This window comes from Pseudoxanthomonas sp. J35, assembly GCF_000513995.1.
GTDB lineage: Bacteria > Pseudomonadota > Gammaproteobacteria > Xanthomonadales > Xanthomonadaceae > Pseudoxanthomonas.
In genome coordinates this window covers 61,583-81,935 of record NZ_AZVB01000001.1, presented here as the reverse complement: position 1 = coordinate 81,935, position 20,353 = coordinate 61,583, and the positions used below count along the sequence as shown (strand labels likewise).

General features: G+C 69.8%; 21 protein-coding genes and 1 tRNA gene. 18 read left to right on the top strand and 4 right to left on the bottom strand.

The annotated features are described in order from the left end of the window. Nucleotides 1-45: 45 nt before the first annotated feature. From PSEJ35_RS0100370 to PSEJ35_RS0100360, 3 genes are all read right to left on the bottom strand, one after another. A complete protein-coding gene (locus PSEJ35_RS0100370; protein ID WP_028916043.1) occupies nucleotides 46-1,887 on the bottom strand; it encodes a DUF885 family protein in 1,842 nt (613 codons plus the stop codon). An 81-nt stretch (nucleotides 1,888-1,968) separates the two neighbouring features. Further along, nucleotides 1,969-2,784, bottom strand: a complete 816-nt coding sequence (locus PSEJ35_RS0100365) for a queuosine precursor transporter (RefSeq protein ID WP_051412379.1) — start codon at nucleotides 2,782-2,784, stop codon at nucleotides 1,969-1,971. A 27-nt stretch (nucleotides 2,785-2,811) separates the two neighbouring features. Then, nucleotides 2,812-3,486: a DUF502 domain-containing protein gene (locus PSEJ35_RS0100360; RefSeq protein ID WP_028916041.1), complete on the bottom strand. Its 675-nt coding sequence runs from the start codon at nucleotides 3,484-3,486 to the stop codon at nucleotides 2,812-2,814. A gap of 65 nt (nucleotides 3,487-3,551) precedes the next feature. Between PSEJ35_RS0100360 and PSEJ35_RS0100355 the strand changes: the two genes are divergently transcribed. Continuing rightward, complete coding sequence (locus PSEJ35_RS0100355; RefSeq protein WP_028916040.1) at nucleotides 3,552-4,916, top strand: hypothetical protein; 1,365 nt, start codon at nucleotides 3,552-3,554, stop codon at nucleotides 4,914-4,916. Here PSEJ35_RS0100355 and PSEJ35_RS0100350 read toward each other — a convergent pair. Next, on the bottom strand, nucleotides 4,892-5,371 hold the full coding sequence (locus PSEJ35_RS0100350; protein WP_028916039.1) for a DUF4442 domain-containing protein: 480 nt from the start codon (nucleotides 5,369-5,371) through the stop codon (nucleotides 4,892-4,894). The two genes, PSEJ35_RS0100355 and PSEJ35_RS0100350, sit on opposite strands and share 25 nt — an antisense overlap. 151 nt (nucleotides 5,372-5,522) lie before the next feature. Between PSEJ35_RS0100350 and accD the strand changes: the two genes are divergently transcribed. From accD to nuoK, 17 genes are all read left to right on the top strand, one after another. Beyond that, on the top strand, nucleotides 5,523-6,416 hold the full coding sequence (accD, locus tag PSEJ35_RS0100345; RefSeq protein ID WP_028916038.1) for an acetyl-CoA carboxylase, carboxyltransferase subunit beta: 894 nt from the start codon (nucleotides 5,523-5,525) through the stop codon (nucleotides 6,414-6,416). Beyond that, nucleotides 6,413-7,768 (top strand): phosphoglucosamine mutase, encoded by a 1,356-nt coding sequence (glmM, locus tag PSEJ35_RS0100340; RefSeq protein WP_028916037.1) that lies wholly within the window; start codon nucleotides 6,413-6,415, stop codon nucleotides 7,766-7,768. The genes accD and glmM overlap by 4 nt, the downstream gene beginning before the upstream one ends. Before the next feature lie 84 nt (nucleotides 7,769-7,852). Further along, the gene (locus PSEJ35_RS0100335) at nucleotides 7,853-8,791 is read left to right on the top strand and encodes a 2-oxoglutarate and iron-dependent oxygenase domain-containing protein (protein WP_028916036.1); all 939 of its coding nucleotides are present in this window, start codon (nucleotides 7,853-7,855) and stop codon (nucleotides 8,789-8,791) included. A gap of 120 nt (nucleotides 8,792-8,911) precedes the next feature. Beyond that, nucleotides 8,912-9,679, top strand: a complete 768-nt coding sequence (tpiA, locus tag PSEJ35_RS0100330) for a triose-phosphate isomerase (protein WP_028916035.1) — start codon at nucleotides 8,912-8,914, stop codon at nucleotides 9,677-9,679. A gap of 18 nt (nucleotides 9,680-9,697) precedes the next feature. Next, the gene (secG, locus tag PSEJ35_RS0100325; protein ID WP_028916034.1) at nucleotides 9,698-10,138 is read left to right on the top strand and encodes a preprotein translocase subunit SecG; all 441 of its coding nucleotides are present in this window, start codon (nucleotides 9,698-9,700) and stop codon (nucleotides 10,136-10,138) included. Nucleotides 10,139-10,181: 43 nt separating this feature from the next. After that, nucleotides 10,182-10,266, top strand: a tRNA-Leu gene (locus tag PSEJ35_RS0100320). Nucleotides 10,267-10,587: 321 nt separating this feature from the next. After that, a complete protein-coding gene (locus PSEJ35_RS0100315; protein WP_028916033.1) occupies nucleotides 10,588-10,944 on the top strand; it encodes an NADH-quinone oxidoreductase subunit A in 357 nt (118 codons plus the stop codon). Beyond that, on the top strand, nucleotides 10,935-11,507 hold the full coding sequence (locus PSEJ35_RS0100310) for an NADH-quinone oxidoreductase subunit B (RefSeq protein WP_028916032.1): 573 nt from the start codon (nucleotides 10,935-10,937) through the stop codon (nucleotides 11,505-11,507). Before PSEJ35_RS0100315 ends, PSEJ35_RS0100310 begins: the two co-directional genes overlap by 10 nt. A gap of 31 nt (nucleotides 11,508-11,538) precedes the next feature. Further along, the gene (locus tag PSEJ35_RS0100305; protein WP_028916031.1) at nucleotides 11,539-12,291 is read left to right on the top strand and encodes an NADH-quinone oxidoreductase subunit C; all 753 of its coding nucleotides are present in this window, start codon (nucleotides 11,539-11,541) and stop codon (nucleotides 12,289-12,291) included. 8 nt (nucleotides 12,292-12,299) lie between these two features. Continuing rightward, nucleotides 12,300-13,604 (top strand): NADH-quinone oxidoreductase subunit D, encoded by a 1,305-nt coding sequence (locus PSEJ35_RS0100300; protein ID WP_051412378.1) that lies wholly within the window; start codon nucleotides 12,300-12,302, stop codon nucleotides 13,602-13,604. After that, nucleotides 13,601-14,128, top strand: coding sequence for an NADH-quinone oxidoreductase subunit NuoE (gene nuoE / locus PSEJ35_RS0100295; protein WP_028916029.1), 528 nt, complete (start codon nucleotides 13,601-13,603; stop codon nucleotides 14,126-14,128). Before PSEJ35_RS0100300 ends, nuoE begins: the two co-directional genes overlap by 4 nt. 11 nt (nucleotides 14,129-14,139) lie before the next feature. Then, nucleotides 14,140-15,510: an NADH-quinone oxidoreductase subunit NuoF gene (gene nuoF, locus PSEJ35_RS0100290; protein ID WP_028916028.1), complete on the top strand. Its 1,371-nt coding sequence runs from the start codon at nucleotides 14,140-14,142 to the stop codon at nucleotides 15,508-15,510. Beyond that, on the top strand, nucleotides 15,507-17,750 hold the full coding sequence (gene nuoG, locus PSEJ35_RS0100285; protein ID WP_028916027.1) for an NADH-quinone oxidoreductase subunit NuoG: 2,244 nt from the start codon (nucleotides 15,507-15,509) through the stop codon (nucleotides 17,748-17,750). Before nuoF ends, nuoG begins: the two co-directional genes overlap by 4 nt. Then, nucleotides 17,747-18,838, top strand: a complete 1,092-nt coding sequence (nuoH, locus tag PSEJ35_RS0100280; protein ID WP_028916026.1) for an NADH-quinone oxidoreductase subunit NuoH — start codon at nucleotides 17,747-17,749, stop codon at nucleotides 18,836-18,838. Before nuoG ends, nuoH begins: the two co-directional genes overlap by 4 nt. 4 nt (nucleotides 18,839-18,842) lie before the next feature. After that, complete coding sequence (gene nuoI, locus PSEJ35_RS0100275; RefSeq protein WP_028916025.1) at nucleotides 18,843-19,331, top strand: NADH-quinone oxidoreductase subunit NuoI; 489 nt, start codon at nucleotides 18,843-18,845, stop codon at nucleotides 19,329-19,331. Between the two features lie 7 nt (nucleotides 19,332-19,338). Next, nucleotides 19,339-19,980, top strand: coding sequence for an NADH-quinone oxidoreductase subunit J (locus PSEJ35_RS0100270; RefSeq protein ID WP_028916024.1), 642 nt, complete (start codon nucleotides 19,339-19,341; stop codon nucleotides 19,978-19,980). Further along, a complete protein-coding gene (gene nuoK, locus PSEJ35_RS0100265; protein WP_028916023.1) occupies nucleotides 19,977-20,282 on the top strand; it encodes an NADH-quinone oxidoreductase subunit NuoK in 306 nt (101 codons plus the stop codon). Before PSEJ35_RS0100270 ends, nuoK begins: the two co-directional genes overlap by 4 nt. The last annotated feature ends 71 nt before the right edge of the window (nucleotides 20,283-20,353 follow it).

The window sequence follows — 20,353 nt, the reverse complement described above, 5'->3', positions numbered from 1 at the left end:
CGCGGTTCCCCTTGGCCGGACTCCCTCCGGCGTCGCCGCCCGAGGTTAACCCGCCGGCGCCTGCCGTGTCGCGATCCAGGCGTCGATCCGCGCTTCCAGCACGTCCAGCGGCACCGAACCGTCGCGCAGCACTTCCGCGTGGAATTCGCGCACGTCGAAACGCGGGCCCAGCGCAGCCTCGGCGCGACGGCGCAGTTCCAGGATCTTCAGTTCGCCGGTCTTGTGCGCCAGCGCCTGGCCGGGCATGGCGATGGCGCGATCGGTTTCGGCCTCGGCCTCGGCGCGGCTGGCGCCGAGGTTCTCGACCAGGTAACCGATCGCCTGCTCGCGGCTCCAGCCCGCGGCGTGGATGCCGGTGTCCACCACCAGGCGGGCGGTCCGCCACAACCCGCCGTGCAGGTAGCCGAAGCGCGACCATGGATCCTGGTACAGGCCCAGGTCGCGGCCGAGCGATTCGGCGTACAGGCCCCAGCCCTCGGTGAACGCGGCCTCGCCACCGGCGCTGCGGAACGCCGGCAGCCCTTCGAGTTCCTGCTGCAGGGCCAGCTGGACGTGGTGGCCAGGGATGGCCTCGTGCAGGAACAGCGCCTCGGCGCTCCAGGTCCGGCGCGAGGGCAGGTCGGAGGTGTTGACGTAGAACACGCCGGGAGCGCCGGGCGCGGCCGGGCGCAGGTAGGAACCGGCGGCGGCCGAACGCGCGCGGTAGGCCTCGACCGGGCGGATCTCCAGCCCGGCCTTCGGCAGCAGCGAGAACTGCTGCGGCACCCTGGCCATGACCTTCGCCTGCAGCCCGCGATGGAAGCCGAGCAGCGCCTCCTCATCGGCGAATCCGAAGCGGCGGTCCTCCTGCATGTAGCGGAGAAACTTCTGCAGGTTGCCGCGGAACTTCGCCTCCTTCATCACCTGGCGGATTTCCGCCTGCAGCCGCGCCACCTCGTCCAGTCCGGCCTGGTGCAGCTGCTCCGGCGGCAGCGTGGTGGTGGTGCTCTGCCGCGCGTTCCACGCGTACCAGGCCGCGCCGTCGGGCAGGGCGCCGAGGCCGGCGGTGCTGCGCGTGGCCGGCAGGTAGCGGGTGGCGACGAAGCCGCGCAGCATGCGGTAGGCCGGCAGCAGCTGCTGTTCGATGGTGCGCCGGTAGGCCTCGGTCAGGCGTGCGCGGTCGGCCTCGCTGAAGTCGCCGGGCATGTTGCGCACCGGGTTCCAGAAGATGCTTTCCTCGGCGCTGGGGCGGATCACCGCATCCAGCTGCGGCAGGACCTTCTCCATCAGCGGCCGCGGCTGCACCACGCCGGCGGCCATGCCCTGTTCCATGTTGGCGATGGCCTGGCGGAACAGCGCCGGCACCTGGCCGGCGCGTGCCAGCCAGTTGTCGTAGTCCTGCACCGTGCGGAACGGCTGCACGCTGGCGCCGGAGCCGAGCATCGCCACCAGCGTGGCCGGATTGTTGAACGGATTCAGCGGCAGCATCCAGCCGGGGAAGCGCTCGCCTTCCAGCGCGTCGCGGGCATTGCGCACGAAGATGCGGTAGCTGAGCAGGTCCTGGCCCTGCAGTCCCTCCTCGCCGACCGCCTCCACCCTGGCCAGCCACGATGCGGTGAACTCGTGACTGCGCTGGCGGAACTCCGGCGACAGGTAGTTCGGCAGCTGGTGGTTGCCGCGGGGATCGCCCTGGAAGGTGGCCTGCAGCGGGTTCAGCTTCAGCGATTCCTCCCAGTAGCCCTGGTACAGGCGCTGCAGCTTCGCGGCCTTGTCCTCGGTCTTCGCGGGCGCGGCCTGGGTGGCGGCCGGGCGTGACGCCTTCTTCTTTTTCGCCGCATCGGCCTGCGCCGGGGCCAGCAGGGCCAGGGCGACGGGCAGGGCGAGGCAGAAGGCGCGGGACGGGGTCATGCAGGGCTTCCGTTGCAACGCGAAGCCCGGCAGAGTGCCGCATCGCGCCGGCGCAGGCCAGCGCGCCCGCTCACCTGCCGGTCAGCTTGCGGCCTGCTGGCGCAGCTCGCGTGCGCGCCCGGCGCCCAGGTAGGCGGTGATCAGGTGGCGCATCAGGTACAGCAGCGGGATCAGCGCGATCGCCGCCAGCATCTTCCACGCGTAGTTGAGCGTGCTCACCGCCAGGAACAGCGACACCGGCCACTTCTGCGGGCCGAGCACGAAGGCGATCCAGATCACCACGAAGCTGTCGACCAGCTGCGAGACCGCGGTGGAACCGGTGGCGCGCAGCCACACCCAGCGCTCGCCTGTGGCGCGGCGGATGCGGTGGAACACCGCCACGTCGATCAGCTGGCCGACCAGGAAGGCCACCATCGAACCGGTGATGGTCCACAGACCCTGGCCGAACACCACCGCGAACGCGGCCTGGTAGTCCGGCACGCCCTGCGCCACCGCGGCGTCGCGCCACCAGCCGGCCGGGGCCAGCTCGATCGCGGCGAAGGCGAACAGGAAGCCGTACACGATCAGCCCCACCGCCAGCCAGGAGATGAACTTCACCCCGCGGCGGCCGAAGAACTCGTTGATGGTGTCGGTCATGATGAACACCACCGGCCACAGCAGCGTGCCGGCGGTGAAGTTCAGCGACCCGGTCTGGCCGAACAGGTTCCATTCCAGCGGCGCGATGCCGAGGCTGTCCTCCAGGGCGAAGATCTTGACCCCGATGAACTCGGCCAGCACCGCGTTGACGCAGAAGAAGGCGCCCAGGCCGATGTACAGCCGTACCGCGCGATCGTCGAGCAGGCGCGCGGCGGGCGTGGTGGACGCGGCCTCCTGCACGGGGTCGGCTGTGGGCTTCATGGCCGGGGCAGCGGGGCGAGCCCCGCTCTACCGCTCGCCCGCGCGGGTGAAGGGCATGCTCTCCGGGGCGACCGCGCCGCCGGAAATGATGAAGCCCATGGCCTGGTCGACGGTCCAGTCGGTCGGGGTCAGCAGCTCCACGGGCACCACCTCGAGGTAACCGGAGGTGGGATTGGGCGTGGTCGGCACGTACACCGCCGCCAGCTCGCGGCCGCTGCCTTCCTCCTTCAGCACGCGGGTGACCAGGCCGATGGACTTCATCTCCCGGTGCGGGAAGTCGATCAGGACCACGCGCTGGGTGCTGCCGGGCTTGGTCTGCAGGATGTCCAGCAGCTTGCGGGAGCTGGTGTAGATGGTGTTGGCCAGCGGCACGCGGGCGATCAGGGCCTCGAACCAGCGCAGCAGGTGCTGGCCGATCACGCGCCGGGCCAGCATGCCCACGCCGAGGATGACCAGCACCGTCGCCAGCATGGCGATCGTGTTCTGCACCCACAGCGCCTTGCCCCAGTGGGCGTAGGCGGGGAACGACTCGGCGATGCGTTCGGACAGCGGCACCACCCACGGCGCGCTGATGCTCGACAGCAGCACGAACACGAACTTGATCACGACCCAGGTCAGCCAGATCGGCAGCAGGGTCAGCAGGCCGGTGAGGAACAGGCGTTGCAGCGAGGCGCGCTGCGGCGCGGAGGGGTCGGGGGACATGCCGGGATTGTAGCGCCGGCGGCTGTTATGCTGCCGGCCGGCAAGGGGGGCCGACTGGGGGATGCATGCTCCGTTTCCTGAAGTGGCTGCTCGGCGCAGCCGTGGTGCTGGTGCTGTGCGTGGTCGGGGCGTACGTGCTGTCGCGGGTCCTGGGGGCCTTGGCGGCCGAGCGCGAGGCGCTGGCCCTGCTGGACGAACCGCCGGCGCCGCCGGAGCGGGACGGTTTCGCGGCGCTGTACACCGCGTCCCACGACATCCCCGAGGCCGGGCAGGCCAGCCTGGTGGCCGAGGAAGTGCGCCGCTTCAAGGCTACCCCGCTGGGCCGCGATGGCAGCAGCGACTGGAGCAGCCTGCTGCAGGAGCGGCCGTCGCTGGTCGTGGCGCGCGACGGCGACCCGGCCTGGTGCAACCTGCGCAGTGCCGACTGCCTGGAGCAGGTCCGCGGGGCCCGTGATGCCTACGCCGGCCTGCTCGAGCGCAACGCCCGCGCCCTCGAACGCGCCGGGGCCCTGCACGGGTACGACGGCTTCCCCAATCCCTTTCCGCCGCGACTGGACATGCCCTTGCCGGGCTTCCAGGTCCTCACCCGGCTGATGACGCGCACCGCCTGGCGTTTCGCCGAAGGGCAGGCCGACCTGGCGCTGGCCGATGCCTGCCGCGACGTGGCCATGGGCCGCCAGCTCATCGAAAGCGGCGACTCGCTGATCGGCAGCATGATCGGCGCGGCCATGGTCCAGGGCAACGCGCAGCTGCTGGCGCAGATGCTGGCCGAACTGCCGCGCGAACATGCGCTGCCGGAGCAGTGCCGGCAGGCCTTCGGGCGGCCGGTCGCGCTGGAGCAGGGCGTGTGCCGGACCATGCTCAGCGAGGGCCGCTTCGTGGCCGGCGGCCTGCGCACCCAGATCAACGCCGAAGTCGCCGCCAGCGCGGTGGAGCGCGAGGTCCCGGCGTGGGCGCTGCGGCTGCTGTTCGATCCGGAACGTACCGCCGCGCGGATGGCGCCGACCTTCGCCTGGTACTGCGGCGAGGAGGCGCGCGGGCAGCTGGCGCAGGACCAGCTGCTGCGCGCGCCGCCGGCGAATCGCTCGCACCGCTCGTTCCGCTGCCTGTCCAACGCGATCGGCTGTGTCCTGGCCGACATCGCGTCGCCGGCCTACGCCGACTACGGCATGCGCATGCAGGACGCCGACGCCCGGCTGCGCACCGTGGCCGCTCTGCTGTGGCTGCGCGACCAGGACGGGCCGATCGACGCGGCGGCGCTGGAGCGGGTGCCGGTGGCGCTTCGCAGCCCGGCGCGCCCGTTCCAGCTGGACCCGGAAGCCGGCACGCTCGGCACGGAAGTGTTCTGGGCGAAGGGGGCCGGCGCCAACGGCACCTGGCCGGTGCCGCTGCCGGCCAGCCGGCTTCAGCCGGCCGCGCCCTCGCCCTGAGCAGGGCGGCGGTCCGGCTTGCGCCGCACGTAGACCTGCTTGCGCACCCGCGCGACCACGTCGCCGGCGGCGTCGAAGATCTCGTTCTCGAACCAGTGCAGGTACTTGGCGCCGCCGGCGGTGGCGGCGCGGACCTCGGCCAGGGTGTCCGGGCCGACGTCGAAGCGGGTCCAGACCGTGCCGCGGCCGGGCTTGAGGAAGTCGATCGAGCCGCTCTGGTCCCAGACGTAGTAGTCGCGGCCCAGCTGCTGCATCAGCAGCAGCATCCAGAACGGGTCGCTCATCGAGAACAGGCTGCCGCCGAAGTGGGTGCCGACGTAGTTGCGGTTCCACGGGCGCATGCGCAGCTCGACCCGGGCATGGCTCCAGTCCGGGGCGATGTCCGCCACATGAATGCCGGCAAACAGGAACGGCGGCCACAGGTTCATGCCGTGGCGCAGGACGGAAGGCTTCATCTGCTTGGACGGGCAGGATTCAACGGGGGCAGGAGAGCCTACCATACGTGCTGGTACGGAAAAGTGGGCGCGGCGCGGCCGGGCAGGGCGCTGAGCTAGACTGTCGACCTTTTCCGGCCGCCTGGCCCCTGAACGGAACCGACCTTCCCGAATGAGCTGGCTCAGCAAACTGATGCCCTCCGGCATCCGCACCGACAACGCCGCCAACCGCAAGCGCAGCGTCCCCGAGGGCCTGTGGGAGAAATGCGACCGCTGCGGCGCGGTCCTGTACCGCCCGGAGCTGGAGGAAAACCTGGAGGTCTGCCCGAAGTGCGACTTCCACATGCCGATCCGCGCCCGCGCCCGCCTGGCCTCGCTGTTCGACCCGGGCAGCACCACCGAGATCGCCGCCACCCTGGCGCCGACCGACGTGCTGCGCTTCAAGGATTCCAAGCGCTATTCCGACCGGATCAAGGCCACCCAGAAGGCCACCGGCGAGTACGACGCGCTGGTGGCGATGGAAGGCCGGCTGAAGGGCCGTCCGCTGGTCGCCAGCTCCTTCGACTTCGCCTACATGGGCGGCTCGATGGGCTCGGTGGTGGGCGAGAAGTTCACCCTGGCCGCCGAGCGCGCGCTGGAGATCGGCTGCCCGTTCGTGAACTTCTCCGCCAGTGGCGGCGCGCGCATGCAGGAAAGCCTGTTCTCGCTGATGCAGATGGCCAAGACCTCCGCGGCGCTGGGCCGGCTGCGCGCGGCCGGGCTGCCGTACATCTCGGTGCTGACGCACCCGACCACCGGCGGCGTGTCGGCCTCCTTCGCGATGCTGGGCGACCTCAACATCGCCGAGCCGGAGGCGCTGATCGGTTTCGCCGGTCCGCGCGTGATCGAGCAGACCGTGCGCGAGAAGCTGCCCGAGGGCTTCCAGCGCTCGGAGTTCCTGCTCGAGCACGGCGCCATCGACCAGATCTGCGACCGCCGCCAGCTGCGCGACCGCCTGGCCGACCTGCTGGCGCTGATGATGCGCCAGCCGCCGGCGAAGGACGGCGACGCGGTGGAGGCGGCATGACTGCAGCCCGGCGCTGGTTCGGCACCGACGGCATCCGCGGGCGGGTCGGGCAGGGGCCGATCTCGGCCGACTTCGTGCTGCGCCTGGGCAACGCCCTGGGCCGGGTCCTGGCCGGGCAGAAGCCGGGCCGGCGCTCGGTGGTGATCGGCAAGGACACCCGCATCTCCGGCTACATGTTCGAGGCGGCGCTGGAAGCCGGGCTGGTCGCCGCCGGGACCGACGTGCAGCTGCTGGGGCCGATGCCGACCCCGGCGGTGGCGTTCCTCACCCGCACCCTGGGTGCGGACGCCGGCATCGTGATCAGCGCCTCGCACAACCCGCACCACGACAACGGCATCAAGTTCTTCTCCGCCGAAGGCGAGAAGCTCGACGACGCCACCGAGCTGGCGATCGAGGCGGCGCTGGAAGGCGAGTTCGCCACGGTCGAATCCGGCCAGCTGGGCAAGGCCGTGCGCGCCCGCGACGCGGTCGGCCGCTACATCGAGTTCTGCAAGTACACCGTCCCGCGCGGCTTCGACCTGCGCGGCATGAAGCTGGTCCTGGACTGCGCGCACGGCGCCAACTACCACATCGCCCCGCTGCTGTTCCGCGAGCTGGGCGCCGAGGTGGTGGCCATCGGCGCCGCGCCGGACGGGCTGAACATCAACGCCGGCGTCGGCTCGATGCACACCGACAACCTGGCCGCGAAGGTGCGCGAGGTCGGCGCCGACCTGGGCATCGCCTTCGATGGCGACGGCGACCGCGTGCTGATGGTCGACGGGCATGGCGTGCCGGTCGACGGCGACGGCCTGCTCTACGTGCTGGCCCGCGACTGGCAGGCCAGCGGCCGCCTGCGCGGGCCGGTGGTCGGCACGCTGATGACCAACTACGGCCTGGAAAAGGCGCTGGCCGAGGCCGGCATCCCGTTCCAGCGGGCCAAGGTCGGCGACCGCTACGTGCACCAGGCCCTGGTCGAGGGCGGCGGCGTGCTCGGCGGCGAGGCCTCCGGCCACCTGCTGTGCCTGGACCGCGCCACCACCGGCGACGCCATCGTCAGCGCGCTGCAGGTGCTGGACGTGCTGCGGCGTACCGGGCGCAGCCTGCGCGAAGCCGTGCAGGGCCTGCAGATGCTCCCGCAGAAGACCGTCAACGTGCGCCTGGACGGGGCCTCGGCCAAGGCCGTGGTCGACGCCGACAGCGTGCGCGCCGCGCTGCAGGGCGCGCAGGCCGCCGTGCAGGGCAGGGGGCGCGCGTTCCTGCGCCCGTCCGGCACCGAGCCGGTGGTGCGGGTCACGGTCGAGGCCGACGACGCCGCGCTCATGCACGACACCCTCGAGCGCCTGGCCGACGCCGTCCGCCACGCCGCGGCCTGAGCCCGTTTCCAAGAACACCGGCGCACGGCGTGGCGGGAACCACGCCGCCCGCCACGCAAGCCGAAATACCCGGAGCAGAACCCCATGGCAGCACGCATTCCCACCCTCGACATCACCCGCTTCGAGACCGACCGCGAAGGGTTCGTCGCCGACCTCGGCGCGGCCTACCGCGAATGGGGCTTCGCGGGCATCCGCAACCACGGCATCCCGCAGGACTACATCGACAAGGCCTACGACGCGTTCAAGCGCTTCTTCGCCCTGCCGGAGGAGACGAAGAGGAAGTACCACGTGCCCGGCGGCGGCGGCGCGCGCGGCTACACCCCGTTCGGCGTGGAGACCGCCAAGGACTCCAAGCACTTCGACCTGAAGGAGTTCTGGCACATCGGCCGCGAGATCCCGGACGACTCGAAGTACCGCGAGGTGATGCCGCCGAACCTGTGGCCGGAGGAAGTGCCGGAATTCCGCGAGTACGGCTACGGCCTGTACCAGAAGCTCGACGCGCTCGGTTCGCGCGTGCTGGCGGCGCTGGCCCTGCACATCGGCCTGCCGGAGGACTACTTCGCCGACAAGACCAACTTCGGCAACTCGATCCTGCGCCCGATCCACTACCCGCCGATCACCGCCGACGACATCCCCAACGTCCGCGCCGGCGCGCACGGCGACATCAACCTGATCACCCTGCTGGTCGGCGCCAGCGCCGCCGGCCTGGAGGTGCGTTCGCACGAGGGCGAGTGGGTGCCGTTCACCGCCGACGAGGACACCATCGTGGTCAACATCGGCGACATGCTGCAGCGCCTGACCAACCACGTGTACCCGTCGACCATCCACCGCGTGGTCAACCCCCCGGGCGAGCTGGCCCGCCAGCCGCGCTACTCGGTGCCGTTCTTCCTGCACCCGAACCCCGACTTCCTGATCGACGTGCTGCCGTCGTGCATCACCCCGGATAACCCGAGCCGCTATCCGGAGCCGATCACCGCCCAGGGCTACCTCGAGGAACGCCTGCGCGAGATCAAGCTGAAGTAAGCGGGGATCAGGGGAGCGGGCGCGATGCCTGCTCCCCTTGCTGCTTCACGGCGAGCGGAAGACCCGCGCGACGCGGTATCCTGTAACGCTATACCAGCTATGCAGGGGGAGGGGTCGGCAATGCGTCGTAGGATCGTGGCGGGCAACTGGAAACTCCATGGCACCCGTGATTTCGCCACCGCGCTGGTGGCCGGGATCGCCGACCACGTCCCGGTACCGGGCGTGGAGGTCGTGGTGCTGCCGCCGCTGCCCTACCTGGGCGACCTGATCGAGGACTTCGAGGGTCGGGACCTGGCCTTCGGTGCCCAGGACGTCAGCCACAACGAGAAAGGCGCCTACACCGGCGAGGTCTCGGCGGCGATGCTGGTCGACGTCGGGGCGAGCTACGGCCTGTGCGGCCATTCCGAACGCCGCCAGTACCACCACGAAAGCAGCGAGCTGGTGGCGCGCAAGGTCCTGGCCGCCCTGAACGCGGGCCTGCGGCCGATCCTCTGCGTGGGCGAAAGCCTGGAGGAGCGCGACGCCGGCCGGGCCGAGGAGGTCATCGCCTCCCAGCTGGACCCGGTCCTGGCCCTGGTGGGCGCCGCCGGCTTCGAAAAGGCCATCGTGGCCTACGAGCCGGTCTGGGCGATCGGCACCGGCCGCACCGCCACCCCGGAGCAGGCCCAGGCGGTCCATGCCTTCATCCGTCGCCATATCGGCCAGCACGATGCTAGAATCGCCGATTCCCTGCCTATCCTTTACGGCGGCAGCGTGAAGCCCGACAACGCCGGCGCCCTGTTTGCGCAGCCGGACGTGGATGGCGGGCTGATCGGTGGCGCCTCGCTGGTGGCTGCGGACTTCCTGGCCATCGCCCGGGCGGCCTCGCCGGCTTCCGGGGCGGAATAGCAAGTCGAGAAGACACAGATGCTGATGCTGATTCTCAACGTGGTGTACGTGCTGGTGGCGATCGCGATGATCGCGCTGATCCTGCTGCAGCGCGGCGCCGGCGCGGCCGCGGGCTCCGGTTTCGGTGCCGGCGCCTCGGGCACGGTGTTCGGCGCGCGCGGCGCGTCCAACTTCCTGTCCAAGAGCACCAAGTGGCTGGCCGTGGTGTTCTTCGGCATCAGCCTGTTCATGGCCTGGTATGCCACCCACAGCGCCCGCCCGGTCGCCGAGCAGGGTCTGGGCCTGATGGGCGAGGTCGCCGCCCCGGCGGCCGCGCCTTCCGTCGCCCCGGGCGAGCTGCCGGCCCTGCCGCCGGCCCCGTCGGCCGAGGTGCCCGCCGCGGCGCCGGCCGCCGACGCCGCCGCGGTGCCGGCTCCGGAGCAGGAATCCGCGAAGGAGGCTGCGCCGCCGGCGCAGTAAGCGGTACAATGCGCGCCGCCGCGCCGCGGCGCACGAGTTTCAAGCCCAGGTGGCGGAATTGGTAGACGCACTACCTTGAGGTGGTAGCGACGAGAGTCGTAGGGGTTCGAGTCCCCTCTTGGGCACCATATCGCCGGCGGACCGGGAAACCGGAGCGCCAGGCAGGCCGGCTGAAGGGTCGGCCGCAAGGGAGAAAGCCCGCGTCACGCGGGCTTTTTTTCTTGGAGATGCGGCGTCGTGGCGGGCGCGCAAGCGTTTACTCCCGAACCGCGCAACCGCTACAATTCCGCTGCTGTGCACAATCGCAGCGGACACCGGCACTGGCGCCACGTCCGCGGCATTGCCGGTCGCCGGTGGCGGCGCGGCAGCGAGGACGCTACAGGCGCTCCGCGACCAACGCGGATTCGACCCAGGCCCGGTCCCCGGGCAGAGGCAAGAGAGAACCACGAGTGCTGGCCCAATACCTGCCGACCCTGTTGTTCCTGATCGTGGCCACCGGCATCGGCGTCGCGCTGATCGTCATCGGCAACCTGCTGGGACCACGCCGCCCCGACCTGGAGAAGCTGTCGCCCTACGAGTGCGGCTTCGAGGCGTTCGAGGACGCGCGCATGAGGTTCGACGTGCGCTACTACCTCATCGCCATCCAGTTCATCGTCTTCGACCTGGAAATCATCTTCATCGTGCCGTGGACCCTGGTGTTCCAGGATCTGGGCGCCCGCGCGCTGGTCACCATGGGCCTGTTCGTCGGGATGCTGTTCCTCGGCTTCGTCTACGTCTGGAAGAAGGGAGCGCTCGAATGGGAGTGATCCAAACCATCGATCGCCTGATGACCAACCCGATCCCGGAAGGGCGGGTGGACGACATCCTTCGTCCCGAAGGCGAGAACCCGCTGCTGGAGAAGGGCTACGTCACCACCAGCGTCGACGCCCTGGTCAACTGGGCCCGCACCGGCTCGATGTGGCCGATGACCTTCGGCCTGGCCTGCTGCGCGGTGGAGATGATGCACGCCGGCGCCGCGCGCCTGGACCTGGACCGCTACGGCGTGGTGTTCCGCCCGTCGCCGCGCCAGTCCGACGTGATGATCGTGGCCGGTACCCTGGTCAACAAGATGGCCCCGGCGCTGCGCAAGGTCTACGACCAGATGCCCGACCCGAAGTGGGTCATCTCCATGGGCAGCTGCGCCAACGGCGGCGGCTACTACCACTACTCGTACTCGGTGGTACGCGGCTGCGACCGCATCGTCCCGGTCGACGTCTACGTGCCGGGCTGCCCGCCGACGGCCGAGGCCCTGGTCTACGGCATCCTGCAGCTGCAGAAGAAGATCTGGCGCACGCAGACCGTGGCCAAAACCAACAAGATCGACCGCTGAACCCCCTCTTTCCGGAACCACGCCAAGCCCCATGGCCGAGCCAGCTGCTTCCTTCGCCCAACGACTGCGCGACCGTTTCCCGGCCGCGACGGTGACCGTGGTCGAGCCCCGAGGCGAGACCACCCTCGAGGTTGCCGCCTCCGACCTGCTGGCGACCTGCCAGGCGCTGCGCGACGAGCTCGGGTTCGAGCAGCTCACCGCGGTGAGCGGCATCGACTACCTCGGTTACGGCAGCGACGAGTGGGACACCGAGGACGTGTCCTCCAGCGGCTTCAGCCGCGGCGTCGAAGGCAAGGGCACCGGCCGCTTCGGCTGGGGCGAGAAGCCCAGCCAGCAGGGCCGCGACCGCATCGAGCCGATCGTCGCGCCGGAGCGCCGCTTCGCCGCCGTGCTGCACCTGCTGTCGTACTCGGGCAACCGCCGCCTGCGCGTGCGCTGCTTCGCCCCCGACGACGTGCTGCCGGTAGTGCCCTCGGTGACCGGCATCTGGGCGGGCGCCAACTGGTTCGAGCGCGAGGCGTTCGACCTGTACGGCATCGTCTTCGAAGGCCATCCGGACCTGCGCCGGATCCTGACCGACTACGGTTTCGTCGGCCACCCGTTCCGCAAGGACTTCCCGCTGATCGGCAACGTCGAGGTGCGCTACGACGAGGAGCGCAAGCGCGTCGTGTACGAGCCGGTGACCTCGGTCGAGCCGCGCGTCAACGTGCCGCGGGTGATCCGCCACGACGCCCGCTACGAGACCGCCGCCGGCGAAGCCGCGCAGCGGGAGGCCGCCAAGTGAGCGCACAGATGTCCGATAGCAGCATCCAGGCCGGCCAGGGCGCCGGCGCTCCCGCCAGCCGGCAGGAGATCCGCAACTACACCATGAACTTCGGCCCGCAGCACCCGGCCGCGCATGGCGTGCTGCGCCTGATCCTGGAAATGGATGGCGAGACCATCGTCCGCGCCGACCCGCACGTGGGCCTGCTCCACCGCGGCACCGAGAAGCTGGCCGAGTCCAAGCCGTTCAACCAGTCGATCGGCTACATGGACCGCCTCGACTACGTGTCGATGATGTGCAACGAGCACGCCTACGTGCGCGCGATCGAGACCCTGCTGGGGATCGAGGCGCCGGAGCGCGCCCAGTACATCCGCACGATGTTCGACGAGATCACCCGCATCCTGAACCACCTGATGTGGGTCGGTTCGAACGCGCTGGACCTGGGCGCGATGGCGGTGTTCCTGTACGCGTTCCGCGAGCGCGAGGAGCTGATGGACGTCTACGAGGCGGTCAGCGGCGCGCGCATGCACGCGGCCTACTACCGCCCCGGCGGCGTCTACCGCGACCTGCCGGACCGCATGCCGAAGTACAAGGAGTCGCCCTGGCACAAGGGCGCCAAGCTCAAGCGCTTCAACGAGGCGCGCGAGGGCTCGCTCCTGGACTACATCGAGCACTTCACCCGCGAGTTCCCCAAGCGCGTCGACGAGTACGAGACGCTGCTGACCGACAACCGCATCTGGAAGCAGCGCACCGTCGGCATCGGCGTGGTCACGCCGGAGCAGGCGATGGCCTGGGGCATGACCGGCCCGATGGTCCGCGGCTCGGGCCTTGCCTGGGACCTGCGCAAGAAGCAGCCGTACGCCAAGTACGCCGAGGTCGACTTCGACATCCCGGTGGGCGTCAACGGCGACTGCTACGACCGTTACCTGGTGCGCGTCGCCGAGATGCGCCAGTCCAACCGCATCATCGCCCAGTGCGTGAAGTGGCTGAAGGAAAACCCGGGCCCGGTCATGGTCAGGAACTTCAAGGTCGCCCCTCCCAGGCGGGAGGAAATGAAGGACGACATGGAAGCCCTGATCCACCACTTCAAGCTGTTCTCCGAAGGCTACTGCGTGCCGGCCGGCGAGACCTACGCCGCGGTCGAGGCGCCCAAGGGCGAGTTCGGCTGCTACCTGGTCTCCGACGGCGCCAACAAGCCGTTCCGCGTGCACCTGCGCGCCCCCGGTTTCGCGCACCTGTCCTCGATGGACGAGATCGTGCGCGGCCACATGCTGGCCGACGTCGTGGCCATGATCGGTACCTATGATCTTGTGTTTGGTGAGGTGGATCGATGAAGGCCACCGGTAACTTCGAGAACGCGCGCAACGTCGACCCGATGGTCGTGCTGAGCGACGCGACCCGCGCGCACATCGACCACTGGCTGACCAAGTTCCCGCCGGACCGCAAGCGTTCGGCGGTGCTGCAGGGCCTGCACGCGGCCCAGGAACAGAACGGCGGCTGGCTGTCCGACGAGCTGATCGCGGCCGTGGCCAGGTACCTGGACATCCCGCCGGTGTGGGCCTACGAGGTCGCCACCTTCTACTCGATGTTCGAGACCCGGCCGGTGGGCCGCAACAACGTCGCGTTCTGCACCAACATCAGCTGCTGGCTCAACGGTGCGCAGGAGCTGGTCGAGCACGCCGAGAAGAAGCTGGGCTGCAAGCTGGGCGAATCGACCGCCGACGGCCGCGTCTACCTCAAGCGCGAGGAAGAGTGCGTGGCCGCGTGCTGCGGCGCCCCGGTGGTCGTGATCAACGGCCATTACCACGAGAAGCTCACCCCCGAGAAGGTGGACGAGCTGCTCGACGGATTGAAGTGAGGGCGGCGCAGATGGCACACCACCCGAAGGTTTCCGAAGGCTACGGCCCCGTCGGCCCGGCTCCGAAGGAGCACCAGGCCGTCTACACGACCCTGCACTTCGACAAGCCCTGGTCGTACGAGAACTACCTCAAGACCGGCGGTTACCAGGCGCTGCGCAAGATCCTCACCGAGAAGATCCCGCCGGCCGACATCATCGAGATGGTCAAGCAGTCCGGCCTGCGCGGCCGCGGCGGCGCGGGCTTCCCGACCGGCCTGAAGTGGAGCTTCATGCCCAAGGGCGACATGCAGAAGTACATCCTCTGCAATTCGGACGAGTCCGAGCCCGGTACCGCCAAGGACCGCGACATCCTGCGCTACAACCCGCACGCGGTGATCGAGGGCATGGCCATCGCCTGCTACGCCACCGGTTCGACCGTGGGCTACAACTACCTGCGCGGCGAGTTCCACCACGAGCCCTTCGAGCACCTCGAGGAAGCCCTGGCCGAGGCCTACAAGCACGGCTGGCTGGGCAAGAACATCCTCGGCTCGGGCGTGGACATCGACATCTACAACGCCCTCGGCGCCGGCGCCTACATCTGCGGCGAGGAAACCGCGCTGATGGAGTCGCTGGAAGGCAAGAAGGGCCAGCCGCGCTTCAAGCCGCCGTTCCCGGCCAACTTCGGCCTCTACGGCAAGCCGACCACGATCAACAACACCGAGACCTACGCCTCGGTGCCGGCGATCGTGCGCAACGGCCCCGAGTGGTTCATGAACCTGGGCAAGCCCAACAACGGCGGCTGCAAGATCTTCTCGGTCTCCGGCCACGTCGCGCGCCCCGGCAACTACGAGATCCGCCTGGGCACCCCGTTTGCCGAGCTGCTGGAAATGGCCGGCGGCATCCGCAACGGCAACCGCATCAAGGCGGTGATCCCGGGTGGCTCCTCGATGCCGGTGCTGCCGGGCGAGGTGATGATGGGCCTGACCATGGACTACGACTCGATCCAGAAGGCCGGCTCTGGCCTGGGCTCGGGCGCGGTCATCGTCATGGACCACACCACCTGCATGGTCCGCGCCTGCCAGCGCATCGCCCGCTTTTACTTCAAGGAAAGCTGCGGCCAGTGCACGCCGTGCCGCGAGGGCACCGGCTGGATGTACCGCATGCTGACCCGCGTGGCCGAGCACAAGGCCACGATGGAAGACCTGCATACCCTGAAGGCCGCCGCCGGCCAGATCGAAGGCCACACCATCTGCGCCTTCGGCGAAGCCGCCGCCTGGCCGGTGCAGGGTTTCCTGCGCCACTTCTGGCATGAATTCGAATACGCGATCGTGAACAAGCGCTTCCTCGTCGACGACGAGCGCAACGGCACGGTGGTGCGCTCCAACCTGGAGGTGGCCGCGTGAGTGCGCAGCCCGTCAATCCGAACCTGCCGCCCGACCACGTCACCATCTTCATCGACGGGGTCGAGCTGGCCGCGCCCAAGGGCTCGATGATCATCCAGGCCGCCGACAAGGCCGGCATCCCGATTCCGCGCTTCTGCTACCACGACAAGCTGGCCGTGGCGGCGAACTGCCGCATGTGCCTGGTCGACACCGAAGTGGGCGGCCGCTCGGCGCCGAAGCCGTCGCCGGCCTGCGCCACGCCGGTGATGGACGGCCTGAAGGTCTTCACCCGCAATGAGAAGGCCCTGAAGGCACAGCGGAACGTCATGGAGTTCCTGCTGATCAACCATCCGCTCGACTGCCCGATCTGCGACCAGGGCGGCGAGTGCGAGCTGCAGGACCTGTCGATGGGCTACGGCCGCTCGGTCAGCCGCTACCAGGAACGCAAGCGCGCGGTGCCGGACGAGGACATCGGTCCGCTGGTCGCCACCGAGATGACCCGCTGCATCCAGTGCACGCGCTGCGTGCGCTTCACCGCGGAGATCGCCGGCACCTACGAGCTGGGCGGCATGTACCGCGGCGAGAACCTGCAGATCGGCACCTACGACGGCAAGCCGCTGACCACCGAGCTGTCCGGCAACGTCATCGACGTGTGCCCGGTGGGCGCGCTGACCAACAAGGTGTTCCAGTTCCGCGCCCGTCCGTGGGAGCTGATGGCGGAGGAATCGCTGGGCTACCACGACGCCATGGGCTCGAACCTGTTCCTGCACGTGCGCCGCGGCGAAGTGCTGCGCACCGTGCCGCGCGACAACGAGGCGGTGAACGAGTGCTGGCTGTCGGACCGCGACCGCTACTCGCACCAGGGCCTGTACGCCGCCGACCGCGCCACCGTGCCGCTGCGCAAGGTGGACGGGCAGTGGCAGGAAGTGAGCTGGGCCGAGGGCCTGGCCGCCGCCGCCGCGATCCTGCGCGAGAACAGGGGTGATGCGCTGGGCGTGCTCGCGCACCCGGCCACCTCGAACGAGGAGGGCGGCCTGCTGGCCACCCTGGCCGCCGAACTGGGCACCGGCAACATCGACCACCGCATCGCCAACCGCGACTTCTCCGACGCGGCGGTGGCCGAGCCGTTCGCCATGCCGCTGGCCGAGGTCGGCCAGGCCGATGTGGTCGTGCTGGTCGGCACCAACCTGCGCCACGAGCTGCCGCTGCTGCACGCGCGGCTGCGCCAGGCGCAGGTCAAGCGCAACGCCCGCATCCACGTGGTCAACCCGGTCGACTTCGACTTCACCTTCGCCGTGGCCGGCAAGCAGATCGTGCCGCCGTCGCGCTTCGCCGAGGCGCTGGGCGACGCCGCCCTGCGCGAGGCCGCCAAGGGCGCGACCCGCGCGGCGGTGGTCGTCGGCGCGATCGCCGAGAACCATCCGCAGGCTGCCGCGATCCGCGCCGCCGCGCGCGACTTCGCCGCCGCCACCGGCGCCGCGCTGTGCCGCATCCCGCAGGGTGCCAACGCCGTGGGCCTGGCCCGCGCCGGCGTGCTGCCCTCGGCGCGCGACGTGGCCGGCATGTTCGCCGAGCCGCGCGGCGCCTACGTGCTGTACGGCATCGAGCCGGGCCTGGACTTCGCCGACACCGCCGCCGCGCTGAAGGCGCTGAACGCGGCGAAGGTCGTGGCGTTCAGCCACTTCGCCTGCGAGTCGACCCGCGCGGTCGCCGACGTGATCCTGCCGATCGGCGCGCTGCCGGAGATCGAGGCCACGCTGACCAACCTGGACGGCATCGAGCAGCAGGCGCACGCCGGCGGCAAGCTGCCGGGCCAGGCCCGCGAGGGCTGGCGCGTGCTGCGCGCCCTGGGCGGCGAACTGGGCCTGGCGGGCTTCGAGTTCACCGACCTGGCCGGCGCGCGCGCGCAGCTGGAAGGCGGCCGCAAGGTCGAGGTCAAGGCCGGCAAGGCCGGCGACGTGGGCCAGGGCGGCCTGGAAGTGGCGCTGGTCCCGGCGATCTACCGTACCGACGCGGTGGTCCGCCGCGCCGCCGCGCTGCAGGCGCATCCGCTCAACACCGGTGCGCGGATCGTGCTGAACCCGGCCGACGTCGCGGCGCTGGGCGAGGGTGGGGTGGCCAAGGTCAAGGGTGCCGCCGGCACCGCGACCCTGCCGCTGGTGGCTGACGCGCGCGTGGCCGCGGGCGTCGCATGGATCGAGGGGGGCCACGGCGCCACCGCGCCGCTGGGCGCGGGCCGGGTCGAGGTGGTGAAGGCATGAACGAACTGCTGATCAACGCGGTCGGCCCGCTGCGCGAATGGTTCTACGGGCTGGGCGAACTGGGCCCGGCGCTGTGGATCGTGCTCAAGATCCTGCTGATCGCCGTGCCGGTGATCGTCTCGGTCGCGTTCTACGTGGTCTGGGAGCGCAAGCTCATCGGCTGGATGCACGTGCGCCACGGGCCGATGTACGTGGGCATGGGCATCTTCCAGGCGTTCGCCGACGTCTTCAAGCTGCTGTTCAAGGAAGTCATCCGCCCGGCCAACGCGCACAAGGTGATGTACATCCTGGCGCCGCTGATCGTGCTGGCGCCGGCCTTCGCCGCCTGGGCGGTGGTGCCGTTCGACTACCAGCTGGTGCTGTCCAACGCCAACGCCGGCCTGCTGTACCTGCTGGCGATGACCTCGCTGGGCGTGTACGGCATCATCATCGCCGGCTGGGCCTCCAACTCGAAGTACGCGTTCCTGGGCGCGATGCGTTCGGCCGCGCAGGTGGTCAGCTACGAGATCGCCATGGGCTTCGCCCTGGTCGGCGTGCTGATCGCCGCCGGCAGCCTCAACCTGACCGACATCGTCATGGCGCAGGCGGGCAACGCCGGCTTCTTCGAGTGGTTCTGGCTGCCGCTGCTGCCGCTGTTCGTCGTGTACTGGGTGTCCGGCGTGGCCGAGACCAACCGCGCGCCGTTCGACGTGGTGGAAGGCGAGTCGGAGATCGTGGCCGGCCACATGGTGGAGTACTCCGGTTCGGCGTTCGCGCTGTTCTTCCTGGCCGAGTACGCCAACATGATCCTGGTCAGCTTCCTGATCTCGATCTTCTTCCTCGGCGGCTGGCTGAGCCCGATCCAGGGCTGGGTCACGGCGGACGTCTCGCCGTGGGTCGACTGGATCTGGAAGGGCGGCTGGCCCTGGCTGCTCGCGAAGGTGTTCTTCTTCGCCAGCGCGTACATCTGGTTCCGCGCCAGCTTCCCGCGCTACCGCTACGACCAGATCATGCGCCTGGGCTGGAAGGTCTTCATCCCGCTCACGATCTTCTGGATCGCGGTGACGGCGCTGCTGGTGTTCTTTGGCGTGTTCGAGAAGGGCGCCTGATCCGATGAACAAAGTCGTCCACTACTTCAAGAGCCTGATGCTGCTGGAGCTGATCCAGGGGCTGGGGCTGACCCTGCGGTACCTGTTCCGTCCCAAGTACACGCTGATGTACCCGATGGAGAAGTTCCCGCAGTCGCCGCGCTTCCGCGGCCTGCACGCGCTGCGCCGCTACCCCAACGGCGAGGAGCGCTGCATCGCCTGCAAGCTGTGCGAGGCCGTGTGCCCGGCGCTGGCGATCACCATCGACTCGACCCGTCGCGAGGACGGCACCCGCCGCACCACGCGCTACGACATCGACCTGTTCAAGTGCATTTACTGCGGCTTCTGCGAGGAGAGCTGCCCGGTGGATTCGATCGTGGAGACACACGTGCTGGAGTACCACTTCGAGAAGCGCGGCGAGAACATCGTCACCAAGCCGCAGCTGCTGGCCATCGGCGACCGCCTCGAGGCGGAGATCGCCGAGCGCCGCGCCGCCGACGCCGCCTACCGCTGAGGCCGAGATGGACTGGATCAAGATCGCCTTCTACGCCTTCGCCGCCGTGGCCGTCGCCTCGGCCGGCGCAGTGATCAGCGTGCGCAACCCGGTCAACGCCGTGCTGTGCCTGATCCTGACCTTCTTCTCCGTGGCCTGCACCTGGCTGCTGGTCGGCGCCGAGTTCCTCGGCGTGGCCCTGGTCCTGGTGTACGTGGGCGCGGTGATGGTGCTGTTCCTGTTCGTGGTGATGATGCTTGACATCGACGTGGCCGCGCTGCGCGAGGGCTGGGTGAAGTTCCTGCCCGTCGGCGTGGTGGTCGCGGTGGCGATGCTGGTGCAGATCCTGGTGCTGATCGGGGTGAAGGGCCGCACCGCCGCGCCGTTCCCCGACAACGCCGCCGCCGCGGCCGCCGACGCGTCCAACACGAAGTGGCTGGCAGAGCACCTGTTCACCGGCTTCATCCTGCCGTTCGAGTTCGCCGCGGTGATCCTGACCGTGGCGGTGATCGCGGCGGTGATGCTGACCCTGCGCAAGCGCACCGGCATCAAGACCCAGAATGCCTCCGAGCAGTCGCGGGTCAAGGCCGGCGACCGCCTGCGGATGGTGAGCATGCCGGCGGAGAAGCCGGCGCCCGTTGCCCAGGCTGAAGGGGAGGGCCAGGCATGATTGCCCTCGGTCATCTGCTCGCGCTCGGCGCGGTGCTGTTCTGCATCAGCATGGCCGGCATCTTCCTCAACCGGAAGAACGTCATCGTCCTGCTGATGTCGATCGAACTGATGCTGCTGTCGGTCAACATCAACTTCATCGCGTTCTCGCGCGAACTGGGCGATGCGGCCGGCCAGATCTTCGTGTTCTTCATCCTGACGGTGGCGGCCGCGGAGGCGGCCATCGGCCTGGCGATCCTGGTCGCGCTGTTCCGCAGCCGCGGCACGATCAACGTCGGCGAGCTGGATTCGCTCAAGGGCTGATGCCCGAGGGCGCGCCCCGCCAACCGATGCCGGCCCCCAGGCCGGCCCCGGGGCAGGGGGGCGAAGGTAAG

Coding starts and splice junctions, on each gene's coding strand:
- PSEJ35_RS0100370 (WP_028916043.1), bottom strand. CDS start 1,887: ATGACCCCGTCCCGCGCCTTCTGCCTCGCCCTGCCCGTCGCCCTGGCC.
- PSEJ35_RS0100365 (WP_051412379.1), bottom strand. CDS start 2,784: ATGAAGCCCACAGCCGACCCCGTGCAGGAGGCCGCGTCCACCACGCCC.
- PSEJ35_RS0100360 (WP_028916041.1), bottom strand. CDS start 3,486: ATGTCCCCCGACCCCTCCGCGCCGCAGCGCGCCTCGCTGCAACGCCTG.
- PSEJ35_RS0100355 (WP_028916040.1), top strand. CDS start 3,552: ATGCTCCGTTTCCTGAAGTGGCTGCTCGGCGCAGCCGTGGTGCTGGTG.
- PSEJ35_RS0100350 (WP_028916039.1), bottom strand. CDS start 5,371: ATGAAGCCTTCCGTCCTGCGCCACGGCATGAACCTGTGGCCGCCGTTC.
- accD (WP_028916038.1), top strand. CDS start 5,523: ATGAGCTGGCTCAGCAAACTGATGCCCTCCGGCATCCGCACCGACAAC.
- glmM (WP_028916037.1), top strand. CDS start 6,413: ATGACTGCAGCCCGGCGCTGGTTCGGCACCGACGGCATCCGCGGGCGG.
- PSEJ35_RS0100335 (WP_028916036.1), top strand. CDS start 7,853: ATGGCAGCACGCATTCCCACCCTCGACATCACCCGCTTCGAGACCGAC.
- tpiA (WP_028916035.1), top strand. CDS start 8,912: ATGCGTCGTAGGATCGTGGCGGGCAACTGGAAACTCCATGGCACCCGT.
- secG (WP_028916034.1), top strand. CDS start 9,698: ATGCTGATGCTGATTCTCAACGTGGTGTACGTGCTGGTGGCGATCGCG.
- PSEJ35_RS0100310 (WP_028916032.1), top strand. CDS start 10,935: ATGGGAGTGATCCAAACCATCGATCGCCTGATGACCAACCCGATCCCG.
- PSEJ35_RS0100305 (WP_028916031.1), top strand. CDS start 11,539: ATGGCCGAGCCAGCTGCTTCCTTCGCCCAACGACTGCGCGACCGTTTC.
- PSEJ35_RS0100300 (WP_051412378.1), top strand. CDS start 12,300: ATGTCCGATAGCAGCATCCAGGCCGGCCAGGGCGCCGGCGCTCCCGCC.
- nuoE (WP_028916029.1), top strand. CDS start 13,601: ATGAAGGCCACCGGTAACTTCGAGAACGCGCGCAACGTCGACCCGATG.
- nuoF (WP_028916028.1), top strand. CDS start 14,140: ATGGCACACCACCCGAAGGTTTCCGAAGGCTACGGCCCCGTCGGCCCG.
- nuoH (WP_028916026.1), top strand. CDS start 17,747: ATGAACGAACTGCTGATCAACGCGGTCGGCCCGCTGCGCGAATGGTTC.
- nuoI (WP_028916025.1), top strand. CDS start 18,843: ATGAACAAAGTCGTCCACTACTTCAAGAGCCTGATGCTGCTGGAGCTG.
- PSEJ35_RS0100270 (WP_028916024.1), top strand. CDS start 19,339: ATGGACTGGATCAAGATCGCCTTCTACGCCTTCGCCGCCGTGGCCGTC.
- nuoK (WP_028916023.1), top strand. CDS start 19,977: ATGATTGCCCTCGGTCATCTGCTCGCGCTCGGCGCGGTGCTGTTCTGC.